This is a genomic window from Algibacter amylolyticus (assembly GCF_014202225.1).
Lineage (GTDB): Bacteria > Bacteroidota > Bacteroidia > Flavobacteriales > Flavobacteriaceae > Algibacter_B > Algibacter_B amylolyticus.
On record NZ_JACHGE010000001.1, the window covers coordinates 596,704 to 621,334 of the forward strand.

Sequence of the window (24,631 nt, forward strand, 5' to 3'; positions counted from 1 at the left end):
TATTTATTATGAAAAAAACTATACTTTTTATTATTGTCGTATTAACGACTCAGATAACATTTGCTCAACCTGCAAATGAAGATTGCGCTAACGCGGAATTAATAACCGTTTCTAATACCATTTCCAATATTAATTTCGATATTAATAATGCTGTAATAAATAATGAAACCATTTGCACCGTTACAGATGATTATGCCGATGTCTGGTATCAATTTACAATGCCAGTTGATGGAAACGTTTTTGTTGATGGGGGTTTAGGTTGGAATTATTTTGCGCTTTACACATCTTGTGGTACTGCGGCCATTAATTGCGATAACGGAAAAGGGCTATTTACTGCACTGTCATCCGGAAATACTTATTTTCTGCGTATTTACCGAAAATCTGCAACTGCGGCAAATACAGGTTATCAAAGTTTTGGTATACGGGCAATTGCAGCGGCTACAAACGACGATTGTAATACTTCGGAGAATATTTCTATTTCAACAACTACATCTACAGTAAATTTTGAAATTGCTGGATCAAGTATAACAAATAGCATAGGGTGTAATGGCACTGCAGCAGAAGATTATGTAGACGTTTGGTATGATTTTACAATGCCGTTTAGCGGAAATATTTTTGTAGATGCCAAAATAATTTGGAACAATGTAGCACTTTATGATGCCTGTGGTGGCGTGCAAATTGCGTGCGGAAGTTCTAGTAATTTTTTTACTGGATTATCGGCAGGTTCAAATTATAAATTACGCGTTTTTAGGGCCGTTTCAGAGGCCAATAATAGCTATTTAAATTTTAGCATAAAGGCTTTTGAAAATGCTTTAAATGATAGTTGTAGTGCTTCTCAAAACATTACGGTTTCCGAAGCGGTTTCAACGGTAGATTTTGAAATCGGCGGATCGACAATAATAAATAATGTGGGGTGCGATGGAACTTCGGCAGCAGATTACGTAGATATTTGGTACGATTTTAATATGCCATTTAACGGTAATGTTTTTGTTGATGCCAAAATAGGCTGGAACGATATTGCGCTTTACGATGCTTGCGGTGGAGCGCAAATTGAATGCGGAAGCGGTAGTAAGTTTTTTACTGAATTATCGGGAGGTACCAATTATAAATTACGAATTTTTAGACCAGTGTCAGATGTAAATAATAGTTATTTAGATTTTACTATAAAAGGATTTGAGGAGGCGATAAATGATGAATGTAACACCTCTGAAAACATTGCTGTATCCACCGACGAAACGGAGGTTGAATTTATTATTGGTGGAGCATCAATTAATACTGAAGAGGGTTGCGAGGGAACAGCTTTAGTAGATTATGTAGATCTTTGGTACGATTTTACCATGCCTGTAAATGGTAATATTTTTGTAGATGCCGCCATAGGCTGGAACAACATTGCATTGTATGATGCTTGTGGTGGTCAACAATTGCAATGCGGTAGTGCAAACGAACTTATTTCGGGTTTAACCACAGGTACAGATTATAAATTAAGAATTTACAGAACATTATCTAATGTGAATAATGCTTATACAGGCTTTTCTATTCGAGCCTACGAAATAATTAATAATGATGATTGTGCATCTGCAGAAAGCATTACAATTACAGATACAGCTACAACAGTGCACTTTGGTATTACTGGTGCCGATAGAAATAACGAAGTAGGTTGCTCCGGAACTACCATGGAAGATTATGCTGATGTTTGGTACGAATTTACCATGCCTAGTGATGGAGATATTACTATGGATGGTGGTATAGCTTGGAATAATTTTGCGGTTTATAGTACCTGCGATGGAGTAGAGTTGGGGTGTTTTGAAGGTCAAGGAGGTGTTAGCAATTTAACTACCGGAACAACTTACAAGCTTAGAGTCTTTAGAACTTCGGCGCTTGCCAATAACGATGGGTATAAAAGCTTCACTATCCAAAGGACTTCCGTTCCATTACATGTAAAAGAATTAGAGCTTGAAAAATCAATTTCTATATATCCCAATCCAACATCTAGTATGCTATTGTTGTCGAGTACATATGCAATTAAAAATATTAAGATGTTTAACCTTTTAGGGAAGCAAGTTCTAGATAATAAAAAAGACACCCAAATTAATTTATCGACGTTTAATTCAGGTATGTATCTGTTAAAAATTAAAACAGATAAAGGTGAAAGTACTAAAAAAGTAATTAAAATATAAAGGTAACTTTTCATGATGGTTTAGGTTACCAAATAAGAGATAACCAACTATTAAACTCTCTTATTTGGTAACCTAAATCTTTGTGAGAATGGAATAGAGTCTTATATAATTTAAAACATGCTATTTCTCTTATTTTTAGAAATATAAAGCCATCTAATAAAGGTTTTTGTTGTATTTTTTTTATGAAGTTTAACACCCTCTGTCATGTATATAAATGTTACGCTATTCTAGTAAAATTTAATTCTGAGAGAACCTTCTTAATAAACATGTAGTAAGTTATTATTACACTTAGGGTAACTCACTTTAATCTCTTAAATTTAGTGGTTAGAATCAAACTGATGTTTTTTTTGAGTTAAAAGTATTTATTCTAATATTATTATTATCAATACTTCCAAAACTCTTTCGTAATTTGCGTTTAAAGTGTTTGTTTTTAGTGTTTTAAATGAGTTGTTGATTATCTTTAGTGTGGATACCTTTTTTCTTTTAAATTATAATGCACAACGGTTTCTTAATCTTTATTTCAATATCTTCATTAGTACAATTGGTACATCATTTATGAAAAAAAGCGCCATCTTATTAATTATTGTTTCTTTAATAATTCAACTTGGATATAGCCAAAATATTCGAAAAAATGACAGTTTAAAAGAATTGTTGGTTACTATTAACCCAGATTCAGTTGTTTTAAAGTCAAAAGTGTATGGAGAGTTAATTTGGAGTTATGCATCCACAAGAATTAAGCTAGATTCTGCTCGTATGTATACCGATGCATATAAGGAATTTGCTACTAAAAATAATTTTGAAAAAGGTATTGCATTAACTAATTTTTATTATGGAGTCATTAATAGATTTGAAGGAAATTATAAAGAAGGTATAGAGCATTTAGATCAATTTGTGGACTATGCTAGAAAAAATAAAGATAGCAGTCAAATCTGTAATGGTCTGTTTCAGATCTCAACCATCCAAAGTAATATGGGTAATTATTCGGAGAGTTTAGCTACTAATTATCAATTACTCAAAATATATCAATCAAAAAAAGATAAATCTAGCGTAGCAACGCATTTACAAATGATTGGTAACTTGTTAAGAAAGATCGGGAAAACTAATGAAGCAATTGCAGTTTATCATGAAGCCATTGAGATAGAAAAAGAATTGGATGATAAAATGGGGCTTGCCTTGAATTATGCAAGTCTCGGAAACACATATGGAGAACGCAAAGAATATGATCAATCAGAAAAATATTATTCCAAAGCCTTAGACTTTGCAAAAGAGAGTAATAATTTAAGTGGTATTACTTATATTAATGAAAATTTAGGAAATTTATTTTTTGAAAAAGGAGAATTTAAAAAGGCTTTACCCTATTATTTAGAAGTTTTGAATGTTAGAGAGAGCAGGCCTTCCAAAGGTGAGTTGGCGACAAGCTTATATACCGTTGGAAAAACCAATGTAAGTTTAGGGCAATATGAAAAAGCAGAAGAGTATCTCTTAAAGAGTCTTGCGATTGCCAAGGAAATTGACTCGAAACCCATTCTACTAGGAGTTTATGACCACTTGGTGAAATTAAATCATAAAAGAAACAACTTTAAAGAAGCTTTTAACTATCAAAGTGCTCATATGGTTATCATAGATTCTATTAAGGGGAAGGATAGAATTAATCAAATGTTAGAGTTAAATACCAAATACGAAACCGAAAAAAAAGATTCCGAATTAAAATTATTAAAAATTGAAGGTGAAAAAATAGCACAGCGAAATCAGCTATATCTTCTTTTAGCTTTATCGGGTTTAATTATTGCTGCATTGGTAGGTTTTTTTGGATATAAAAATCGCCAACAAACGATAAAACTAGCCAAACAAAAAAAGATTCTTGAACTAACTTTAGATGATAAAAATACGTTGTTAAAGGAAGTACATCATCGTGTAAAAAATAGTTTTCAGATTGTATCTTCTTTACTTTATTTGCAGTCTGAAAATATGGTAGATAAGGAGGCTAAAATAGCTATTAAAGAAGCGGAAAATAGAGTGCGATCTATGGTTCTTGTGCATCAAAAACTTTATAATAAAGAAGAAATAGTAGGTATAGACACCAAAGAATATATTACCGATTTGGTTAAAGATATTTTTGATAGCCATCAAATTCAAAATAAATCCATTTCTTACGAATTAGATATTGAGCCTCTAATTTTAGATGTAGAAACAACTACGCCTATGGGACTTATTTTAAATGAGCTTATTATCAATATTTTAAAGCACGCTTTTAAAGAAGTTACGGATGCAAGTAAACTTAATATTCATTTTTCTAAAGTAAAAGACGAACTTATTTTAAAAGTTATGGATAATGGAAAAGGGTTTGAAGGCGAAATAGAAAATACTTCTTTCGGTATTACATTAATGAAGGCGCTTTCAAAAAAATTAAAGGCAACTTTAAGTTACACTTCTAATTACGGCCAAGGCACCGTGGTTATTTTAAATATTAAAAAATTTCATTTAATGTCTTAAATTTTTAGGATGATTAAGCTAGTCGCTAAAAAAAGTTGCTTTTTCGCTTAAGTTTTAAAAGATATTGAATAGATTTAGAGAGGAATCCATCAATCTGATAGACGCATTTTGAAATTTATAAATATATATATAGTTGAGGATGAGCCGTTAATTGCAGCTACTATTGAAACTGCCTTATTAAAGCAAGGCTATACGGTTGTGGGTGACGCAGAGGATGTAATTACCGCACTTAAAGATATTGCAATTCTTCAGCCCGATTTAGTGCTTATTGATATACAATTGGATGGTGAAAAAGATGGGGTAGATTTAGCGATTGAGCTTGATAAGCAACAAATTCCGTATTTATATCTTACTTCACAAACCGATCTTGGAACTATCGAGCGGGTTAAGGCTACCCAACCTTTGGGTTATATTGTAAAACCATTTACTGAAAATGGTTTACGAACCAATATTGATCTAGCATGGCATAACTACGAAATTCAAAATGCCGGTTTTCTTATTCTAAAATCCGACGGTCGTACGCATAAAATTAATCAAAATAGTATTTTGTATTTAAAGGCGTTTGATAATTATTGTTATGTATATACAGCCACAAGATCTTATTTGGTGCCACACACTTTAAAATATATGTCAGAACAATTAAATGATGCTATATTTGTTCAAACCCATCGTTCGTATTGGGTTAATATCAATCATATTGATAGTATAGAGAGCAACAAGCTTTTTTTAAAAACAGAACCTATTCCTATAAGTGCTTCGCAAAAGCATTTGGTTATGAGCAAGCTAAAAGGCTCGTAATTCTGTTTACCCGCATTCACTAAAAAAAACAAGCCGTTTACTAAAAATAATCTTCAAAGCTTCAAGTTGGGGCTAATTTTATCATGCTATTAATTAGGGGTGTTTTCAAGCTTGTTAAAACATTCTACAAAAATTTAAATCATGAAAACAAAATTATTTTTTTTAGTATATCTATTTATAAGCAGCGTCTGTTTCGCTCAAACCACTTTAATTCCAGATCCAAATTTCGAACAAGCCTTAATAGATTTAGGCTATGATGAATCACCTATTAATGGATCTGTACCAACCGAGTACATCGATTTTATTAGCTCCTTAGATTTAACTGATAAAAATATCACGAATCTAACAGGTATCGAAGATTTCAATTCGCTTACAAGTTTAGAATGTAGTGGTAATCAAATAATGGACTTAGACCTTAGTAATAACAACATACTTTCGGTATTAAATTGTTCAGGTAACAATCTATCTTACCTTAATGTGAAAAATGGAAATAATACTAATTTTACCAATTTTAAGGTTTATGGCAATACCAATTTAACCTGTATTGAAGTTGATAATGTTGCGTATAGTGAAGCTAATTGGAGTTCTGGAATTGATGCACTTGTTAATTTTAGTGAAGACTGCAGTGCTGCAGCGTTAACTTACGTGCCAGACGATAATTTTGAGCAAGCATTGATAGATTCAGGTCATGATTCTGGTCCTTTGGATGATTATGTACTTACCGAAAATATTAAGAACAGAACCCATTTGAATGTAAGCGACAAGAATATTGCAGACTTAACAGGAATTGAAGATTTTATAGCTTTAACAAGTTTAACTTGTCCTCAAAACCAACTTACAAGTCTGGATTTAAGTTACAATAAATCCTTAACGCGTTTATATTGTTACTCGAATAGGATTACTAGTTTAAATATCACCCAAAATAATGACTTAACCCATATTCGGGCTCATGACAATCAATTAACAAGTGTCGATGTAAGGAATAATATCGATTTAATTGAATTTTATTGTGGTATAAACCAACTTACAAGTTTGGATGTAAGTCAGAATACAGCTTTAACTTCACTTGTTGTTTACGAAAATCAGCTTTCGAGCTTGGATGTTTCTTTTAATACAGCTTTAACCGAATTGGCATGTTATAACAACCAATTAACCGCCTTAGATGTTAAAAATGGGAACAATACAAATTTTGTATTTTTTTATGCCACAGATAACCCAAACCTAAGCTGCATTGAGGTAGACGATGCCACATATAGCACAACCAATTGGACAGATATAGATCCACAAGCCAATTTTAGTGAAGATTGTAGTGTGTTGTCATTAACCTACGTTCCAGACGATAATTTTGAACAAGCTCTTATACGTTTAGGCTTCGATTCTGGCCCCCTAGATAATTATGTTCCAACAGAAAATATCAATACCGTTACAACATTAGACGTTTCTGTAAAAAATATTACAGATTTAACCGGGATAGAAGATTTTCTTGCTTTAAAGGTACTCATTTGTGCATACAACGAACTAACAACTTTAGACCTAAGCAAGAATGCAGCATTAACTGATTTATATGCGCACAATAATCTATTAACAGAATTGGATGTTAGCCAAAATAAACTATTAACTTTTTTCTATGTTAATATTAATCAATTATCAAGTTTGAATATCAAAAATGATAATAATGACATTATAACGGAATTTGCTGCCACCAATAATCCTAACCTAACCTGTATTAATGTTGATGATAGTGCATACAGCGAAACTAATTGGACTAATATTGACCCACAAACCAGTTTTAGTGAAGATTGTAGCGCGATACAATTAACCTACATTCCAGACGATAATTTTGAACAAGCCCTTATAAACTTAGGTTATGATTCTGGTGCTTTAGATGATTATGTGCCTACTGCTAATATTAATACAGTTACAACTTTAAGTGTCCATAATAAAAACATAAGTGATCTAACCGGTATTGAAGGTTTTGTGGCTTTAGAAGAATTCAATTGTCGAAATAACCTATTAACAAGTTTAGATTTAAGTAATAATTCGGCATTAACTGAGTTAACTGCTCACAACAATCTATTAACAACTATAGACCTAACTCAAAATATAGCCTTAATTAGTATAGACCTCTATAGTAATCAATTAACAAGTTTAGATTTAGGTAATAATTTAGCTTTAACTAGTTTAAATGCACGTAATAACAACTTAGAAAGTTTAGATTTAACTCAAAATACTGGTCTAAAAAGCTTGAATGTCTCAAATAATTTATTACCAGCAATAGATTTAAACAATAATATAGAATTACTAGAACTCATTCTAAGTGTCAATCTATTAACAACATTAGATGTAAGCCAGAATCTAGCATTAATGGATTTAGAGGTAGATAATAATTTATTGACAGCAATAGAATTTGGTCAAAATATAGTTTTGCATAGATTGATTATTGATTACAATAAATTAACCAATTTAGATTTAAGCAATCAAACAGCTTTAGCTACTTTAAATGCTAATTATAATCTGCTTAATACTCTAGACTTGAGTCTAAATACAAACTTAATACAATTGGCATGTGGCTATAACCCACTTGTAAGTCTTAACGTAAAAAATGGTAACAACACAAATTTCACTTTATTTTTTGCTCCGTTTAATATTAATCTCACTTGTATTGAAGTAGACGACGCTAATTACAGCACGAACAATTGGTCAACTATTGATGAGCATGCTAGTTTTAGCGAAACGTGTTCAGCAGATCCACAAACTTACATTCCAGACGATAATTTTGAACAAGCTCTAATAGATTTAGGTTATGATTCTGGTGCTTTAGATGATTATGTACCAACGGATAACATAAATACGCTAACCACTCTGGATGTCTCAAATAAAAACATTGCAGACTTAACAGGTATAGAAGATTTTGTGGTTCTCGAAGAATTATATTGTAATAACAATCAAATTACGAGTATTAGTATTGAAAACAATAGTGCGTTAAATATTTTAAATATAAGCTTCAATACAATAAGTAATTTAGATGTATCAAATAATTTATCGTTAACCTCATTGAACTTCAGTTATAATGAAATTGCAAATGTCAATTTAACTAATAATGCATTATTAATAGACTTGTATGGCGCTGGTAATAATCTTACAAGCCTAGATTTATCTAATAATCCTTCATTAAAAAAGTTGTATTGTCCAGTAAATGAAATATCAGACTTAGATGTGTCTATAAATAGTGATTTAACCCATCTTAATGTATATTTCAACAACCTAACAAGCTTAAACGTAAAAAATAATAATAATTTAAGTTTTATAGAATTTCTGGCTACGTCTAATCAAAATTTAACCTGTATTGAAGTAGATGATGAGTTATACAGCACAACCAACTGGACAGGTATAGATGCGCAAACCCGTTTTAGCGAAGATTGCTCAGCAATTCCATTAACCTACATTCCAGACGATAATTTTGAACAAGCTCTTATAGATTTAGGCTTCGATTCTGGTCCTTTAGATAATTATGTACCAACAGAAAATATTGATGGCATAACCACACTATCAATTTCCTTTAAAGACATTAGCGATTTAACAGGTATAGAAGATTTTAAGGCGCTATCTGTTCTACAATGTTATAGTAATCAGTTGACCAGCTTAAATTTAACTAATAACACCAATCTAACCCATGTAAATATTGGAGGGAATAATTTATTATATCTGAATGTTAAAAATGGTGCAAATACTAATATCACTACCTTCATCACTTTAGAAAATGTAAATTTATTATGTATAGAAGTAGATGATGAAACATTTAGCACATTACATTGGAGTGAAACAATCGACTCGCAAACTAGTTTTAGCGAAAGCTGCCAATATTTAAGCACCAACAATTTTGAAGCCGCAGATTTTAAAATATATCCTAATCCAGCCAGCAATTTCATTAATATAGAATCTGGAAATAGGATTGAAAAAGTTAGTATTTATAATCTATTAGGGCAAGACGTTTTACATCGTCAAGAAACCAATCATATTAACATTTCTACATTGCATTCTGGCACGTATTTTGTGAAAATAAAAACCAATAAAGGCGAACAAGTAAAAAAGATAATTAAAATATAAAACGCGCTATTAATCAATTTCCTAAAAGGAGACACACCAAATTTTGGTGCTGTTTCCTTTTTTATTTTAATGTTTTTAAAGACTATACTATTTCATTTTAAAGCATAAATCCAGTATCAAAAAACGAATGTATATCATTTATTTTTATGATTAATTATCAATTATTTGAATATAAGACTTGATTTTTGATTGTAAAGGCGAAATATTCTTAGTGCTTTTATCATACAACAATGGATTGCTTCCAAATTTTAACAATAACTTTTCGTAGTTTTGAAATTCCATCAAAACATACAAAATGTCCGATAACAAACGTGTATTTTTAGTTGATGCCTTTGCATTAATTTTCCGTGGCTATTATGCCTTTATAAAAAACCCAAGAATAAACTCTAAAGGTTTAGATACCTCGGCTATTATGGGGTTTATGAATTCACTTTTAGATGTTATAAAACGTGAGCGCCCAGATCATTTAGCCGTTTGTTTTGATAAAGGCGGAAGTTCCGATAGGGTAGAAATGTTCGAGGCTTACAAGGCCAACAGAGACGAAACTCCCGAGGCTATAAAAATTGCAGTGCCTATTATACAGGATATTTTAAAGGCTATGCATATTCCTATTATGGTTAAAGAAGGTTTCGAGGCCGACGATGTTATTGGAACCCTTGCTAAACAAGCCGAAAAAGAAGGCTACCAAACCTTTATGGTAACGCCAGATAAGGATTTTGCGCAATTAGTAAGCGAAAATATTTTTATGTACCGGCCTATGTTTGGTGGTGGTTACGAAACTTGGGGCATACCAGAAGTACAGAAAAAGTTTGAAGTTACAGATCCTTTGCAGGTCATTGACTTTTTGGGCATGATGGGCGATGCCAGTGATAATATACCAGGTTTACCAGGTGTTGGCGAAAAAACAGCTAAAAAATTCTTAGCGGCTTATGGCAGTATGGAAAATCTTTTTGCTAATAGCCACGAGCTTAAAGGTAAAATGAAGGAAAAGGTAGAGGCCAACCAAGAATTAGGTTTGCTATCAAAAAAACTAGCAACTATTATGCTAGATGTTCCGGTAACATTTAATGCTAAAGATTTTGAGTTAGACCAACCCGATATCCCGAAGGTAGTCGAGATTTTTCAAGAATTAGAATTTAGACGATTAATAGATAATTTTACTAAAACATTTTCAGTTGAAGGGCAAGCTGCTACTACTACCAATACAGCTTCAGAAAAAGCAGCCCCAAAAGAAACTCCAAAAGAAGCAGAAAGTGCTGGAGCTGGCCAATTTAGTTTGTTTGGAGGCGACCCAAATTCCGCGAAAGCGCCAACCGAAACAGACACGTACACCAGAAAAACAGCCGAAACCGTATCGCATTTTTACCAAAGCGTAGCACCAGGAATGGCCACCAAGTTATTTGTTAAAAATTTAATGAACCAGACCTCGGTGTGTTTTGATACCGAAACCACGGGCTTAAACCCGCTAACGGCAGAGTTGGTTGGTATTGCATTTTCATGGGAAGTAGGCAAGGGGTTTTATGTACCGTTTCCGGAAGATAAAACCGAAGCGCAAGCCGTTATTGAGGGGTTAAGAGGCTTTTTTGAAGCTGAAAACATTCAGAAGATTGGGCAGAATTTAAAATACGATATTAAAGTGTTAGCCAAATATAATGTTGAGGTAAAAGGGCCACTGTTCGATACCATGTTAGCGCATTATTTGATTAATCCGGATATGCGACATAATATGGATGTGTTGGCAGAAACCTACCTAAACTACACGCCAATTTCTATTACCGAGTTAATTGGTAAAAAGGGAAAGAATCAATTATCCATGCGCGATGTACCCTTGGAAAAGCAAACAGAATACGCTGTTGAAGATGCCGATATAACCCTGCAACTTAAAGAGCATTTTGAAAAAGAATTGGGCGAAGCCAATACCCAGAAATTATTTGATGATATTGAAGTGCCCCTATTACGCGTACTCGCTGCCATGGAGTTAGAAGGTGTTAATTTGGATGTGGCGTTTTTAAATTCGTTGTCCGAAGCCTTAAATAACGATATAAACACGCTAGAAAGTAAAATTTACGAGGTTGCTGGTGAGGAATTTAATATTGCCTCGCCAAAGCAATTGGGTATTATTTTATTTGAAAAACTAAAACTTGTAGATAAGCCTAAAAAAACCAAAACAGGGCAGTATAAAACAGGCGAAGATATTTTATCGTATTTAGCCAAAGACCATGAGATTATCCAGAATATATTGGAGTTTCGTGGATTATCGAAACTAAAAAGCACCTATGTTGATGCCTTACCATTACAGGTAGAAGATGCTACGGGGCGTGTACATACAGATTATATGCAAACCGTTGCCGCAACAGGTCGTTTAAGTAGTAATAACCCGAATTTACAGAATATACCAATACGTACAGAGCGTGGTCGCCAAGTGCGAAAAGCGTTTATACCAAGAAGTGATGAGTACACTTTATTGGCTGCCGATTATAGCCAAATAGAACTGCGTATTATTGCCGCTTTAAGTAAAGAGGAAACCATGATTGAAGCCTTTAAAAATGGCGAAGATATTCATGCCTCTACCGCATCGAAAGTATTTGGAGTGCCTATTGGAGAGGTAACCCGCGAGCAGCGTAGCAACGCTAAAACGGTAAACTTTGGTATTATTTATGGCGTGTCTGCTTTTGGTTTAAGTAACCAAACCGATTTATCGCGAGGCGAAGCCAAAGAGCTTATCGATACCTACTACGAAACCTATCCAAAACTTAAAAAATACATGAGCGAGCAAGTCGATTTTGCACGCGACAATGGCTATGTAAAAACGGTGTTAGACAGAAGGCGTTACCTAAAAGATATAAATTCTAGAAACGCTATGGTGCGTAGTGCTGCCGAACGTAATGCGGTAAACGCACCTATACAAGGTAGTGCTGCCGATATTATTAAAATAGCCATGATTAATATTTACAATAAGCTCGAAGCTGGTAATTATAAAACCAAAATGCTATTGCAAGTACACGATGAATTGGTTTTCGATGTGTACAAACCAGAGCTAGAAACCATGAAAACCCTTATTAAAACCGAAATGGAAAATGCCTTTAAAATGGAGGTTCCGTTGGATGTTGAGGTAGATACAGGTGTAAACTGGCTAGAAGCGCATTAATAATTTAAAATTTTGAGATATTTAAAAACACTTCTTATTTGTTTGCTGTTAGCAAGTTGCTCTAACGATTTGTATAAAGCGTCTAAAACCGCCTATAAAAAACAGGCCAAAGCACTTGGTAAGGATTTGCAATATATTCAGCCAGATAGTATAGGTAATCAATTGGTTGGTGTTAAGGAATCTCAGAATTTTAGTATGCGTAAGCCTAATTTTATTGTTATCCATCATACCGATCAAGAGAGTTGCGAGCAAACGTACAGAACCTTTGCGCTTAAGCGTACCCAAGTAAGTTCGCATTACGTTATTTGCGACGATGGTAGCATTACCCAAATGCTTAACGATTTGCTTCGTGGTTGGCACGCCGGAAATTCCAGTTGGGGCAACGTAACCGATTTAAACAGCGTGTCTATTGGTATTGAGTTGGATAATGATGGCGAAGAACCATTCTCTTATGCCCAAATAAATAACCTAATGTGGTTACTAGAGCATTTAAGCGAAAAGTATAAGATACCCAAACAAAATATTATTGGTCATGCCGATGTTGCTCCAGGACGAAAAGTAGACCCAAGTGCGCTGTTTCCGTGGAAAACCTTAGCCGATAGTGGTTTTGGTATTTGGTACGACGAAACTAAGCTAAACGACCTCGTACTAGACGATAGTTTTAACCCCGTAAAAGCCTTAAAATTTATAGGCTATAATATTACTAATCTTGAAAGTGCTATTTACTCGTTTAAGCTGCATTTTAACCCAAGCGAAGTATCGAAAAAACTCACCGATAAAGACAAGAAGATATTGTACTTGTTGGAATTGGAGGTTTTGAAGGGGTGAGTTTTGGGGTGAGTAGTAATATGAATTAAAAACTTATACCGAACAATTTTGAATAACCTCAGCAATAGCTATTGCAATCTTTTCAGCCATTAATGGAGGTACAGCGTTGCCAATCATCTTATAATTATACCCCATACTTTCCGTAAATTCAAAATCATCTGGAAAAGACTGAATAAGAGCAGCTTCCTTAACGGTAATACTTCTTGCTTGATTAGCATCAGGATGAATAAACATTAAACCATCTTTATACAAATGAGCCACTATAGTCTGTGAAGGTCTATCCCATTCTAAATTTCTATATTTAGCATGTTTAGAATTTTTACCTAATAAATTATTATAAAATTGAATACGCTCTTCCATTGGGCGCTTATTCATATCTCTTATAACCCATTCTCCAAACACTTTAACATCACGTTCATTATGAAACCTAGGCTTATGGTTCTCCTCTATAGCTTCATCTAAATCAACCGGAATATGAGAATATTTCCTACCTTTTACCTTGACTATGTCATTGGTTGGCTTAAACTTTGGTAAATGACTTATAGCTTCTCTTAATGTTTTAGGTGTTTTTACTTTTTGCTTATTAATAGCAGAATAAATATTCTCTAAATTTAGATTACTACTTTTAGAAGCACGACGTATTCCAACAATAATAACTCTATTTCGCTTTTGCGGAACACCAAAATCACTAGCAGATAGCACAACGTTTTTAAGAGTTTCCGGCTTTTTTATATCATATCCGTGTTCATCAAAATACTCAAAAATTCTTTCAGTTACTTTTATATCTCCTGGTTTTGCACTCAAAATCCCGGGAACATTTTCAAACACAAAAACATCTGGTTGAAACTCTTCCACTACTTTAGTGAAACTTTCAAAAAGATAATTTCTATAATCATCCTTCATAGAGTTTTTATCTTGTGCTCTACCGGCTACAGAATACGCCTGACAAGGAGGGCCTCCAATTACAAGATCAACTTTCCTCTTTCCAACTAACCCTCTTAAACCTTTATTTATAACAAATTCATGATTGGTATCTCCAAATGTTTTAATAGCCTCTTCTCCCCAGTTTCCATTTATTAATTCATCAGTTTTTTGAATATCAAAATGCAATACTCTCTTAAAAGCATCATCATTAGAGTGATTCCATTTTTTTTCAAGTCTAGACCTAAGAGTTCTTACCATCGGAATCTCCCATTCAACATGTGCAAGAGCATCATATTTCCCGGACATTATAAAACCTTCAGACAAGCCTCCACAACCTGCAAATAAATCAATAAATGTTAGTTTTTTATTTTTCATTCTCAGTTATAAGATCTAATACATTTTTAAATTGTTCTGCAAACACACCACCTAACATGGGAGGCACTGCGTTACCTATCTGCTTTAATTGATTTCTAGTATTTCCTGTAAAAAAATACCAATCTGGAAAAGATTGAATTCTAGCAGCTTCTCTCGGTGTGATGCTTCTAGGAAATTCCCCTGGATGTACGTATGAATTTCCATCCGTTTCTAAATGAGCAATAATCGTTTTAGAAACACTTTCTGAATCTAATTTAAAATATTTATCACCAAAACCTTTTACTTTTTTATTCCCATCCTCATCAATAACAACTCCATAGGTAACTTTTGATAATGCTTTTTCATTAACCGGATCATTTAAATATTTTCCTGCTACAAGGTTTTTATAAATAAAGAGATCTCTATCATTATGATACCTTGCCTTATGGTTAAATAAAAACTTAGGGGTTTTTAATTTACCATTATACGTATTAATAGCCTTTAAATACTTTTTATTTGCTGATTGATTGATTAATTTCTTGTATGGAACATCTGAAATATTCTTACCAAAACAACTATCCCTATTTTCAAACGAAACTTCAGCCTCTTCTTTATAATTATTAGGTTTAGGATTCGCTTTAATCTGCGGTAGATCGTAAATAACCTCTTTTAATTTTAAAGGATCCTTTTTGCCTTTAATAATTTCATCAAAAATTTCTGAGGCGTTGATCTCATATTTTTCTGACAAGTCTTTTCGAACACCAATAAAGAAAATACGCTCTCTGTTTTGAGCAAGTCCAAAATCTTTCGCATTTAATATATGAGAAGAAGTATCATAACCATACTCTCCTGTATCTGTTAATGATTTTTCAATCAAATCCCTATAACCTGATGCAGAAGCTAAACCTTTTACATTTTCGATCAACACAAGTTTCGGAGATAGTTTTTCTGCAAATTTTAAGTAATACTTAAAAAGCTGATTCCTAGGGTCGTCAATAAATCCTTTTGTACGCTCCTCTAAACTAGCTTTTTTAGAACGACCTATCATGGAAAAGCCTTGACAAGGAGGTCCTCCAGCAAGAACATCTACATGTTTTATTCCGGAAAGGATATCTTTTATTGTATCATTACCTCTAACGGATGGAGCCTTTTTTCGAAGTTCAACCTCTTTATTAGTCTCTACAACCATATGCCCCTGCATATCATAAATTACATCTCCATTACCAAGGTGTTCATAGAGCTCTTTAATATCTCCAAGAATTACTCGATCTTGATCAGTATCAGGATGTGTTTTTATAAGATTCCTTTTTAAGGTGTTCAAAGCTGGTTCAGCAATGTCATTTGCCATTTCAAGGTGAAACCCCTTATTTCCAAACCCAATGGTTAGCCCTCCAGCTCCTGCAAATAAATCTATATAAGTGTATTTTTTTTTATTTTCCATAAAGTGTTCAAAAATACATGGATTCTCACTCGTTAAAAAGTGTTTTATAAAAAATTTACTAACAATTTAAATACTGATAAGAGGCGCTAATTTTATTTAATAAAAACCGCGAATTGTAGACTATCGTCCGTTGTACGATAGTCTACAATTCGCCAAATTTGATCTATGGAAGATATTAAAGTCAGATTTGGAAAAAAAGTGCGTGAATTGCGTCTTTTAAAAGAGATTTCACAGGAGAAACTAGCAGAGTTAGCGGATCTTGACAGAACATATATACCTGGTATTGAAAGCGGAAAAAGAAATGTCTCAATAACTGTTATGGAAAAACTATCAATTGCTCTAGAAGTTAATTTATCGGATTTATTAAAAAACCTATGATATTTTATCTAAAAAACGGAAAAGAAACAAATTATGACAGTAAATGAAATCCTTAATAGATTAACTCCTGAAGATATTGCCAATGCAATGACTTCATTTAAAACGGAACCATACCAAAGAAAAGGAATAAAAGGTGAATATCAATTAGTTTACGAACAAGATGTTTTTCCTGTAAGGGAACTGATCATGCGAGCAACCAATCGAGAATTAAAGGATTCAGAAAACCCAGATTCATATACAACAGTTGTCGCAAAAAATAAATTAATAGAACTTGGATTTACAAACTTTTTAGATTCTTTAAAAATGTATACATATTATTTAAAAAAAGCATCGAAACAAGATGTTGAAAAAACTACAGTAATTAATATCGAAGCAGTTACTCAATTCTTTGGAGTTTCGTTAATTAATAAAGATGACACAGCCACTGTTACAATTCATTATCTTTCTGATAACACTACAGATACAAGTGTTCAATTATTAAAAAAACAGGATCCTAGAATTTTTATTGATCGAACTCGTTTTTCCGAAGGAGATATTCTTTTATATATTTCAAAAGGTCAAAGTGTTTTTGATCTAGATGTTATAACTAATCAAGATGACAGATACCAAAGCTATTTATCATCACTAACTCATAATTATTTTCTATCTGATAACCTACCTATAAAAAACCCATCCCTTGTTGACTTGTTTGATGAAGATAATAATAAAGAATCAAAGACAAATGAACCATTAAACCAAATAATTTTCGGCCCTCCTGGAACAGGAAAAACCTACTCTACAATTACAAAAGCATTGGATATCATAGGAGTAGAATACAACAACTATGAAGAAGCACAGAAACTGTTCCAAAAGGAACTTGGTAAACGCATAGAGTTCGTGACCATGCATCAAAGCTTTTCTTATGAAGATTTTGTTCAGGGCTTAAAACCTTTAAAATCAAAAGATGGTGAGAACATTACTTTCGATTATAAAAACGGAGTCTTCAAAGAGATTTGCAAAAGAGCAAATTTAAAAAACAAAGAATACAAAAATTTCCAAACTGATAATCCTAAAGTTGATTTTGATTTAGTTTTTGAATTTGCATTTAGAGATTTAATTGAAAATGAAGAACCTGTTACTATAGAAAACGGAAGTGCTCCTTTTAAAATTTATGAGCTTAACGATAAAACGTTGTGGTTTGAAACATCCAAAGAAACAAGACATACTCGATACACATTGGCAAAAAAAACTTTAAAGGATATATATAAACAAGGTGAAAATACAATTATTACATCAGGCAATAAGGGTTATTTTGATTCGGTTCTTAGCTTTTTAAATAAAAAAGCTGCTGAATTACAAGAAAAATTACAAAAAAACCTAAAACTTGATGACAACAAAAATCTTGTAATTATCCTTGACGAAATCAATAGAGCCAATATCTCTAGAGTATTTGGAGAACTGATAGCATTGATTGAAAAAGACAAGAGAGATGGAAAATTAACAGTTACACTACCGTCAGGAGAACCTTTTACTGTACCATCAAACCTCTATATTATCGGCACCATGAATACCGCAGACAAATCTATTGCTTTGGTAGATATTGCACTTAGGAGAAGGTTCGAATTCACTCCTTTATACCCAAATCCAAAAATATTAAAACAAGTTCTTGAAGAAAAAGGCATTAAAAATATAAATCAAAGGGTAGAATTATTCGCAAACCTCAACAGAATTATTAGAGCTAAAAAATCAGTAGATTTTGAAATTGGACACTCCTACTTTATGGAAGATAGCAATCTAATAGACATTTTAAACAAACAAGTCTTACCACTACTAAATGAATATTTCATGTACGACCTTAAAAAGGTAAAAGATATTTTGTGTAAGCAACAAAAAGATAGAGAGGGTAATCTAATTCCTAATTTAAATATCGCATTGAACAAGGAAGTTTGGAGAGAAAGAGGATTATTAGAAATTGAAGCTTTAGAAACTGTTGAAGCTGTTGAAGCTGTTAAAAATTCACAAATGGCTGCTGAACCAGCTGAGAAATACACTACTAAATAATGGAGGTGTTTTTTGAATATCAAAAAAAAAAATACGCTGACTGCTTCTTAAAATCAAAAAAAGAAAGAGAACTGTTTAAATCTGTACTTAATAAATTATGGTTAGAACGAAATCAGTTCGGATTATCTTCAGTTTATTTTGATAAAAACAACAAACAATCTGAGCAACAATTTTTCACATTCTATGACGATCATATTAAAGCAGGAAAGTACATCGGAGCTATTAAATACGGAAATCACACTGTTCAGATTCTTCCAAAAACACTAGAGTCAGGAAAAAAAAATCATACAGAAACAGAGTTACTTGAAATATCAAATAAAAACTTACTTTGGTGGCTTTCTCGTTGTTCTAAAATAAATTTTCCTAAATCATTTTCTACGTGGGACACACAGATTTTTGATTTTTTAGATATACTGACACACCTGTTTGCTTCTCTTACTAGAGATGACTTAATTTTCAATAAACATCAATCATATGTGGAGAAAGAGGAATCCATCGGCACTCTGCGCGGACGTATAGATTTCTCAAGCTACGCCACAAACTACTACACAGGTAATGCACATATTTTACCATGCATTTATGATAGCTTAGAAATAGATAATCTATACAATCAGATAATTAAATTCACATCTAAACTACTATTACAACATACCGAAAATGATGAAATAAAAAAGATCCTACAGGAAATCATTTGGATTTTAGATGATGTAGAAGATACTTTTTTAACTGTAATGGATTGTGAAAGGGTAGTCGTTTCACCGTTAAATGAAAACATGAAAATAATTCTAGACTACTGCAAAATGTTTATAGGAGGAATGTCTATTAAAATAAATGAAGATGAACTAGAAATTTTCACATTCTTAATCCCTGCTGAAAAATTATTTGAAGATTTTATCTTTGGCTTTATTAAAGATGAATTCGAATACGATTCTGATATTAAAGCAATTCAAAGTCAAGGCGATCAAAATGGTCAGCAAAAACCTTTGGCTATTGAAAAAAACAATCAAGGAGAAAAAATCAGTAGTTCATTTAATCTAAAACCTGACATATACATAAGCAAGCATTCAGGTGATATTATTTTAGATTCCAAATACAAGGTAATCTACACAAAACAAGAAGCACTAGAAGAAGACAGGAAAAAGAATGGAGTATCCATCTCTGATATATATCAAATGTTAGCTTACACCGTCAAACTTAATGTTCAGACCTGCCATTTATTATATCCTGCTACTTTAATTAATCAAGACAAACTAGGAACACATTATGAAATTAAACACGACAATGGAAACGATGTTTCAAGAGTGTTTTATCATCGTTTACCAACACTAATTTTTAACGAGACAGGTAAATTAAATAACATTATTGAAACAAAAGAAAATGAACTTTTAAGCCATTTAAATAAAATTATTTATACCTCATTTACATTATGACTATTAAAAAAACATAAATACACTACTTAAGCTTTTAGTCAAAAAAAAAAACATTTGAAATCAAAAATTTATAAATACAGTTCCTTCTCAGAGTATTCAATTATCAATATCCTAAATGATGAGTTATTCATGAATCATTATTCTTATTTTAATGATCCATTCGAATGTAATTGTAAAATCACCGCCGGATTCCCTGAGATTAATTCAAACTCCCCTCGATTGAAAAAAATAATCAATGCTTGGGGGTTTGAAAACCATATGGACCCAGTCGTATTAGATAATTATGATAATTTGGTTTTGTCGCTTGAAGGTTTTGAACCTAATATTATAAAAATAATTGAAAGTGCACGAATTAGTTGTTTCAGTAAACGTGAAGACAACCTCATGATGTGGTCACATTACGCCGATGGATTGCGTGGATTTTGCTTAGAATTTGATACCAAATTCATTTTAGATAATAATGACGTAGAATTACTTGAGGTTTTATACCAAAATAACCCTTCTGAAATAGATACAGCTGAAATAGCCGTTTTACATGATCAAGTTCATTATCATGAAAACGCAATTTATGAAGCAGAAATAAAACAAAAAAATATACTTCTTAAAAAATTAGAAAATAATTCGTTAAAAGAAGATTTAAAAATTTACAACGATAGCTTAGATACCGTTTATAAGAGAAGTAATGTTATACATCAAAAAATGCTAGCAACAAAATCTATAGAATGGAGTTACGAGGAAGAATTAAGAATAATCTTACATTCAAAAAACAATAACAATCTTGGTGTATTCATGAAATACCCTAAAAAATCACTTAAGAGCATCATAATTGGACAAAAAATGCCTGTAAAGCAACAACAAACAATAATGAAAATAATTAAAGCTAAAAGAAACAAAATACTGATAAAAAAAGCTTCTGTGATTGATGGGCGATTTCATATTAAAATTACAGATATGTAGTAAAATAACGACCGCCTATAATAATGCAACAAATTATTTGATTCAATTAAACAATATTTTTGCAGTACTTAAAATATATAATTTAACAATTTAAATTACGCTTTTATAAAATTCTTGCTTTAACCTTTGTCATTAAAGACTCAAAATCAACCTCATCTAACATTGGCAACTCCATAATTGCGGCATAACCAGTAATCCACTTAGCTACTATTTTTATGTTTTTAGATTTCAGAAGCTCCTTGTTCTCCTCTTTCTCTAAAAAGCGAAGTATGTTTTTAATTACAAATTCATTGTGAGCTAAATTCCTGTCTGTTATAGCTTGTTGCACTTCTGTATTAGTACAAAGCACATCAAGCAAATGCCATTTATTTTCATCTGCACTATCAACAGTTAAAAATGCGTACCACCATAACCTTGAAACAGCATGCCTAATTAATTTACCTGCTGTCATATCACCATTTATAAACAAACGATCACTAACAGTTTTCCCTCCTTTATTAGAGCCCCATCTGTTAACTGTATAATCCCTTAAATAATTAAAGGTTACATCATACCAAACTCTCTTATCGCTCATTTGGATTTTAACATTAACATCATCATCAAAAGAAATGGCATCCCATAATAATTTTGCAGCAGCAGCATCAAACAAGGCAGCTGTACTATAGTTTTCTGCCTTTAAACTATTAATTTGATCAACTAAATCTAAATCTAAATAAACTCCCGTATTTCCTTCGGCAAATTGGTCACTTTCTGTAAATTGGTCGATTTTTAAAAGCGCATCAGACACTCTATTTTCTTTCAGAACAGTATCATATAAAGTTACGCAATAACTGCCCTTAACTGCTTTTATATTAGCTTTCATCTTCTTCGCTTATTAATTCATTTAATTTTTTACTAGACAAACTTATTGGATTTGACAAAAGATCTTGTGCTGCTTGAAAAGGGTCTAGATCATCTACTTCTGCAACACCAATTAATTCCATTAAAGGCTGACCCCAATCGTTTTCACTAACTTCAACTTCTTTACTTTTAATTTGCCATAACAAATCAACAACAATAGGAAAGACGAGGTTACCTAACAGAATCTCTTTGTATGGTGAATTATTAACACTAGTTATTAAATTAAAATCTGTACGATTTAACATAATGTAAATAACATGGTTATCAATATTCAAATAAGGCAAATTATTATCATCCTCACTATCAATCTTTAATTTCAAAAACGAACCCGCACCTCCAAACAACTCATACTTCTCATTAAATTCAACTTTAATAGCCGCCCCAACCGCTAACAAATTACCTTTAATTAGATTAAACGCATAACCAGATCGTATTTTATCGGCATTGGTATTTACATAGGCATTAATAGCTTTTTTTAAAAGCACAAAAGGCTTAAAATCAAAAGAAAAATATTCACCAATATCACTAAATGGTATAGTAATGATTAAATTTTTTGACTCAAATTCAAATAGCTCAGAATAGAAAGCCCTATTTCTAACCCGAATAGCAATACTAGCATTTCCTGCATTTACATGTGCTTGTATAGTTGGCTCGTCTAGCTCACTCTCAAACTCAAAAACATAATTATCATTTTCAATTTTAGTGTTTTTTAAAACTACTGCAAAACTACCATTTACAAAATGGTTTTCAATCCCTAAAACAGGATAAGTATAAACATCGTACTTCATGATTAACTTATTAATATTAATACATTTAACTCATCCGGATACGCTTTAATGATATTTGAACCAGGTGTCAATCTAAGTGGACCAAAAGTATTGGTGCTTTTGGTAAGTAGACTATCACCACGATTATCTTTAACGGTATTCATTAATTTAATATCTAAAGAATTACCATTTTCATCGGGTATATTAAAGGAAAGTGTTTGTAACTCTATATCAACACTTTTAATATTTTCAATATGAACATCAAAACATAAATCTTTTTCATTTCTAACTACAACATGAGGAAACTCAGAAACTGAATATTTTTTTCTCTTATTACTTGTATTGGGATTTGTCTTCTCTTGGGTTTTCTTTTTTCTTTTCTCTTTAATAGGTCGCGCTTTTTTTATGTTCCCATTTGGATCTATTCGCACTGTGCCACTTTTAACATTTACAGGTATTATATTATCTTTTTTTATTTGAGGTAATTTTCTTCCTGTTTCATTATCGGTGATTTCGGCCGATGCAGTATTTTGACCTCCTCCACTAAGTCCTATTCCTGCAGCAAATAATTCTGCAACCTGAACATCCTCCTCATCACTAGCCCCACTGCCGGCTACCGCTGTAACAACCTCTCTTATGAAATCTCTAATTTCAACGCGATATTTCTCTCCCCCTACCAAACTTTTAAAATCCCACGCGCGATGTGTAGAACCTTCTGTCTTTCGAAGGATTTCTGAACCATGAGTACTTTCACAACAAAAAACAGCTGAATAGTCATAACTAGACCATGTTCTTTTTCTTTGATCCTGAATCATCATCTTTCTACTTCTCATCATATCATAAGAGCGTGCATAACCATCTTTTTGGATGACTTTAACGCAACACTTACCTAATAAAGGTAATTCTCTTGTTTCAGAATGCCCATTCATATAGGCGTCTATATATTGCAAGGTTCTATCTTGTTTGTCGTTCTTATCGAATAAACTTATAAATTGTATTGTGTTTATAGTGTTACTATCGAGAAGCTTTCCGTTTATTTCAACTGTAATCTTATTATCTATTATTGCAGCATAAAAATTACGCATATAACTTTTAATAATCAAATCCTCCCAATCATCTGATTTTGGCTCAAAACCTACAACATAAACATCAGTTCCTTCTTCTGTTCTTTGCGCCATCCATGAAGGGATAGTTCTTTTTGCCTCCTCAAATGAATCGTAAGTTATAGTTCTATATTCTGTACCATCATCATGATCACAAAAGAAAATCTCACCTTTATACTTCTGGCCTTCTTGTTCAAAATAAATTAAATCAGTACTGCCAAAAAATGTGTGCTGTTCTTTTCCTTCGTGCTTACTATAGGAGGAATAAAATACTGTATTTATTCTAGATAAATTAAATGGCGCTGTTTTACCGTGCCCCCTACTTCCTCCTCCTTCACCACCTTCTATAGAATAACCAACAGAAGCAAAAAATCTATAAATTGGTGATGACGTATCATCCCAATCACCATAAAGACCTGTTGTATTATAATCAGAAAATTTTAAAATTGTTATTTTATCTCCACTTAACAAATCTATTCCTTTTTGAAATTTAGAACATGTTACACCGCTCTCATCATACCCTGCTTTAAGATAGTTTAAACCACATTTAAAGGAGTCTTTTAATTCCTGTGAACCAGGTATTTGATTTACATCAACTTCAAAGGATTCGATTTTTATTTTAACTGGATCTAATTGATTAATATCTTTCGGGTTGTCACTTGAATTTTGTGTTATTTCTCTAACTGTTTTATTGTAGTCTCCTTCTCCAAAGACTTCCTCTCCCCACTTGTTTGGTCCCTGTTTACGCCCCCCGGAATATGGAACTCTTTTTAATCCTATACTCAT

General features: G+C 32.4%; 15 protein-coding genes. 10 read left to right on the forward strand and 5 right to left on the reverse strand.

Annotated features, from left to right (window positions below):
* Positions 1–8: 8 nt before the first annotated feature.
* From HNQ90_RS02575 to HNQ90_RS02600, 6 genes are all read left to right on the forward strand, one after another.
* Entirely contained in the window at positions 9–2,177 is a 2,169-nt protein-coding gene (locus HNQ90_RS02575) for a T9SS type A sorting domain-containing protein (protein WP_144115080.1), read from the forward strand.
* 555 nt (positions 2,178–2,732) lie between these two features.
* Complete coding sequence (locus HNQ90_RS02580; protein WP_144115081.1) at positions 2,733–4,670, forward strand: tetratricopeptide repeat-containing sensor histidine kinase; 1,938 nt, start codon at positions 2,733–2,735, stop codon at positions 4,668–4,670.
* A 108-nt stretch (positions 4,671–4,778) separates the two neighbouring features.
* Positions 4,779–5,468, forward strand: a complete 690-nt coding sequence (locus HNQ90_RS02585; protein ID WP_144115082.1) for a LytR/AlgR family response regulator transcription factor — start codon at positions 4,779–4,781, stop codon at positions 5,466–5,468.
* Positions 5,469–5,609: 141 nt separating this feature from the next.
* Positions 5,610–9,575, forward strand: coding sequence for a T9SS type A sorting domain-containing protein (locus HNQ90_RS02590; protein WP_144115083.1), 3,966 nt, complete (start codon positions 5,610–5,612; stop codon positions 9,573–9,575).
* A gap of 295 nt (positions 9,576–9,870) precedes the next feature.
* On the forward strand, positions 9,871–12,723 hold the full coding sequence (polA, locus tag HNQ90_RS02595; RefSeq protein WP_144115084.1) for a DNA polymerase I: 2,853 nt from the start codon (positions 9,871–9,873) through the stop codon (positions 12,721–12,723).
* Positions 12,724–12,735: 12 nt separating this feature from the next.
* Positions 12,736–13,551, forward strand: coding sequence for an N-acetylmuramoyl-L-alanine amidase (locus HNQ90_RS02600; RefSeq protein WP_241678315.1), 816 nt, complete (start codon positions 12,736–12,738; stop codon positions 13,549–13,551).
* 33 nt (positions 13,552–13,584) lie between these two features.
* Here the strand turns inward: HNQ90_RS02600 and HNQ90_RS02605 are convergent, their stop codons facing one another.
* Both HNQ90_RS02605 and HNQ90_RS02610 read right to left on the reverse strand, forming a co-directional pair.
* Positions 13,585–14,850: a DNA cytosine methyltransferase gene (locus tag HNQ90_RS02605; RefSeq protein WP_144115085.1), complete on the reverse strand. Its 1,266-nt coding sequence runs from the start codon at positions 14,848–14,850 to the stop codon at positions 13,585–13,587.
* Positions 14,840–16,270 carry a DNA cytosine methyltransferase gene (locus HNQ90_RS02610; protein WP_144115086.1) on the reverse strand — a complete coding sequence of 477 codons (1,431 nt, stop codon included), beginning with the start codon at positions 16,268–16,270 and terminating at the stop codon, positions 14,840–14,842. Before HNQ90_RS02610 ends, HNQ90_RS02605 begins: the two co-directional genes overlap by 11 nt.
* 165 nt (positions 16,271–16,435) lie before the next feature.
* Between HNQ90_RS02610 and HNQ90_RS02615 the strand changes: the two genes are divergently transcribed.
* The 4 genes from HNQ90_RS02615 (at position 16,436) to HNQ90_RS02630 (ending at position 21,075) form a co-directional block, all read left to right on the forward strand.
* Complete coding sequence (locus HNQ90_RS02615; protein WP_144115087.1) at positions 16,436–16,648, forward strand: helix-turn-helix domain-containing protein; 213 nt, start codon at positions 16,436–16,438, stop codon at positions 16,646–16,648.
* Positions 16,649–16,681: 33 nt separating this feature from the next.
* A complete protein-coding gene (locus HNQ90_RS02620) occupies positions 16,682–18,688 on the forward strand; it encodes an McrB family protein (protein WP_144115088.1) in 2,007 nt (668 codons plus the stop codon).
* Positions 18,688–20,118, forward strand: coding sequence for an McrC family protein (locus tag HNQ90_RS02625; RefSeq protein ID WP_144115089.1), 1,431 nt, complete (start codon positions 18,688–18,690; stop codon positions 20,116–20,118). The genes HNQ90_RS02620 and HNQ90_RS02625 overlap by 1 nt, the downstream gene beginning before the upstream one ends.
* A gap of 219 nt (positions 20,119–20,337) precedes the next feature.
* Complete coding sequence (locus HNQ90_RS02630) at positions 20,338–21,075, forward strand: DUF2971 domain-containing protein (RefSeq protein WP_172625807.1); 738 nt, start codon at positions 20,338–20,340, stop codon at positions 21,073–21,075.
* 103 nt (positions 21,076–21,178) lie between these two features.
* On the opposite strand, the gene HNQ90_RS02635 is transcribed toward HNQ90_RS02630, so the two are convergent.
* Genes HNQ90_RS02635 through HNQ90_RS02645 form a run of 3 tightly spaced genes read right to left on the reverse strand, consistent with a single transcriptional unit; the run spans position 21,179 to position 24,631 of the window.
* A complete protein-coding gene (locus tag HNQ90_RS02635) occupies positions 21,179–21,937 on the reverse strand; it encodes a DUF6339 family protein (protein WP_144115091.1) in 759 nt (252 codons plus the stop codon).
* A complete protein-coding gene (locus HNQ90_RS02640) occupies positions 21,927–22,763 on the reverse strand; it encodes a hypothetical protein (protein ID WP_144115092.1) in 837 nt (278 codons plus the stop codon). Before HNQ90_RS02640 ends, HNQ90_RS02635 begins: the two co-directional genes overlap by 11 nt.
* A 2-nt stretch (positions 22,764–22,765) precedes the next feature.
* On the reverse strand, positions 22,766–24,631 hold the full coding sequence (locus HNQ90_RS02645) for a hypothetical protein (protein ID WP_144115093.1): 1,866 nt from the start codon (positions 24,629–24,631) through the stop codon (positions 22,766–22,768).

What these genes read in the sequence shown, in the direction of transcription:
- HNQ90_RS02620 (WP_144115088.1), top strand. Translation starts at nt 16,682, where the DNA reads ATGACAGTAAATGAAATCCTTAATAGATTAACTCCTGAAGATATTGCC.
- HNQ90_RS02625 (WP_144115089.1), top strand. Translation starts at nt 18,688, where the DNA reads ATGGAGGTGTTTTTTGAATATCAAAAAAAAAAATACGCTGACTGCTTC.
- HNQ90_RS02610 (WP_144115086.1), bottom strand. Translation starts at nt 16,270, where the DNA reads ATGGAAAATAAAAAAAAATACACTTATATAGATTTATTTGCAGGAGCT.
- HNQ90_RS02640 (WP_144115092.1), bottom strand. Translation starts at nt 22,763, where the DNA reads ATGAAGTACGATGTTTATACTTATCCTGTTTTAGGGATTGAAAACCAT.
- HNQ90_RS02605 (WP_144115085.1), bottom strand. Translation starts at nt 14,850, where the DNA reads ATGAAAAATAAAAAACTAACATTTATTGATTTATTTGCAGGTTGTGGA.
- HNQ90_RS02580 (WP_144115081.1), top strand. Translation starts at nt 2,733, where the DNA reads ATGAAAAAAAGCGCCATCTTATTAATTATTGTTTCTTTAATAATTCAA.
- HNQ90_RS02645 (WP_144115093.1), bottom strand. Translation starts at nt 24,631, where the DNA reads ATGAGTATAGGATTAAAAAGAGTTCCATATTCCGGGGGGCGTAAACAG.
- polA (WP_144115084.1), top strand. Translation starts at nt 9,871, where the DNA reads ATGTCCGATAACAAACGTGTATTTTTAGTTGATGCCTTTGCATTAATT.
- HNQ90_RS02615 (WP_144115087.1), top strand. Translation starts at nt 16,436, where the DNA reads ATGGAAGATATTAAAGTCAGATTTGGAAAAAAAGTGCGTGAATTGCGT.
- HNQ90_RS02635 (WP_144115091.1), bottom strand. Translation starts at nt 21,937, where the DNA reads ATGAAAGCTAATATAAAAGCAGTTAAGGGCAGTTATTGCGTAACTTTA.
- HNQ90_RS02575 (WP_144115080.1), top strand. Translation starts at nt 9, where the DNA reads ATGAAAAAAACTATACTTTTTATTATTGTCGTATTAACGACTCAGATA.
- HNQ90_RS02590 (WP_144115083.1), top strand. Translation starts at nt 5,610, where the DNA reads ATGAAAACAAAATTATTTTTTTTAGTATATCTATTTATAAGCAGCGTC.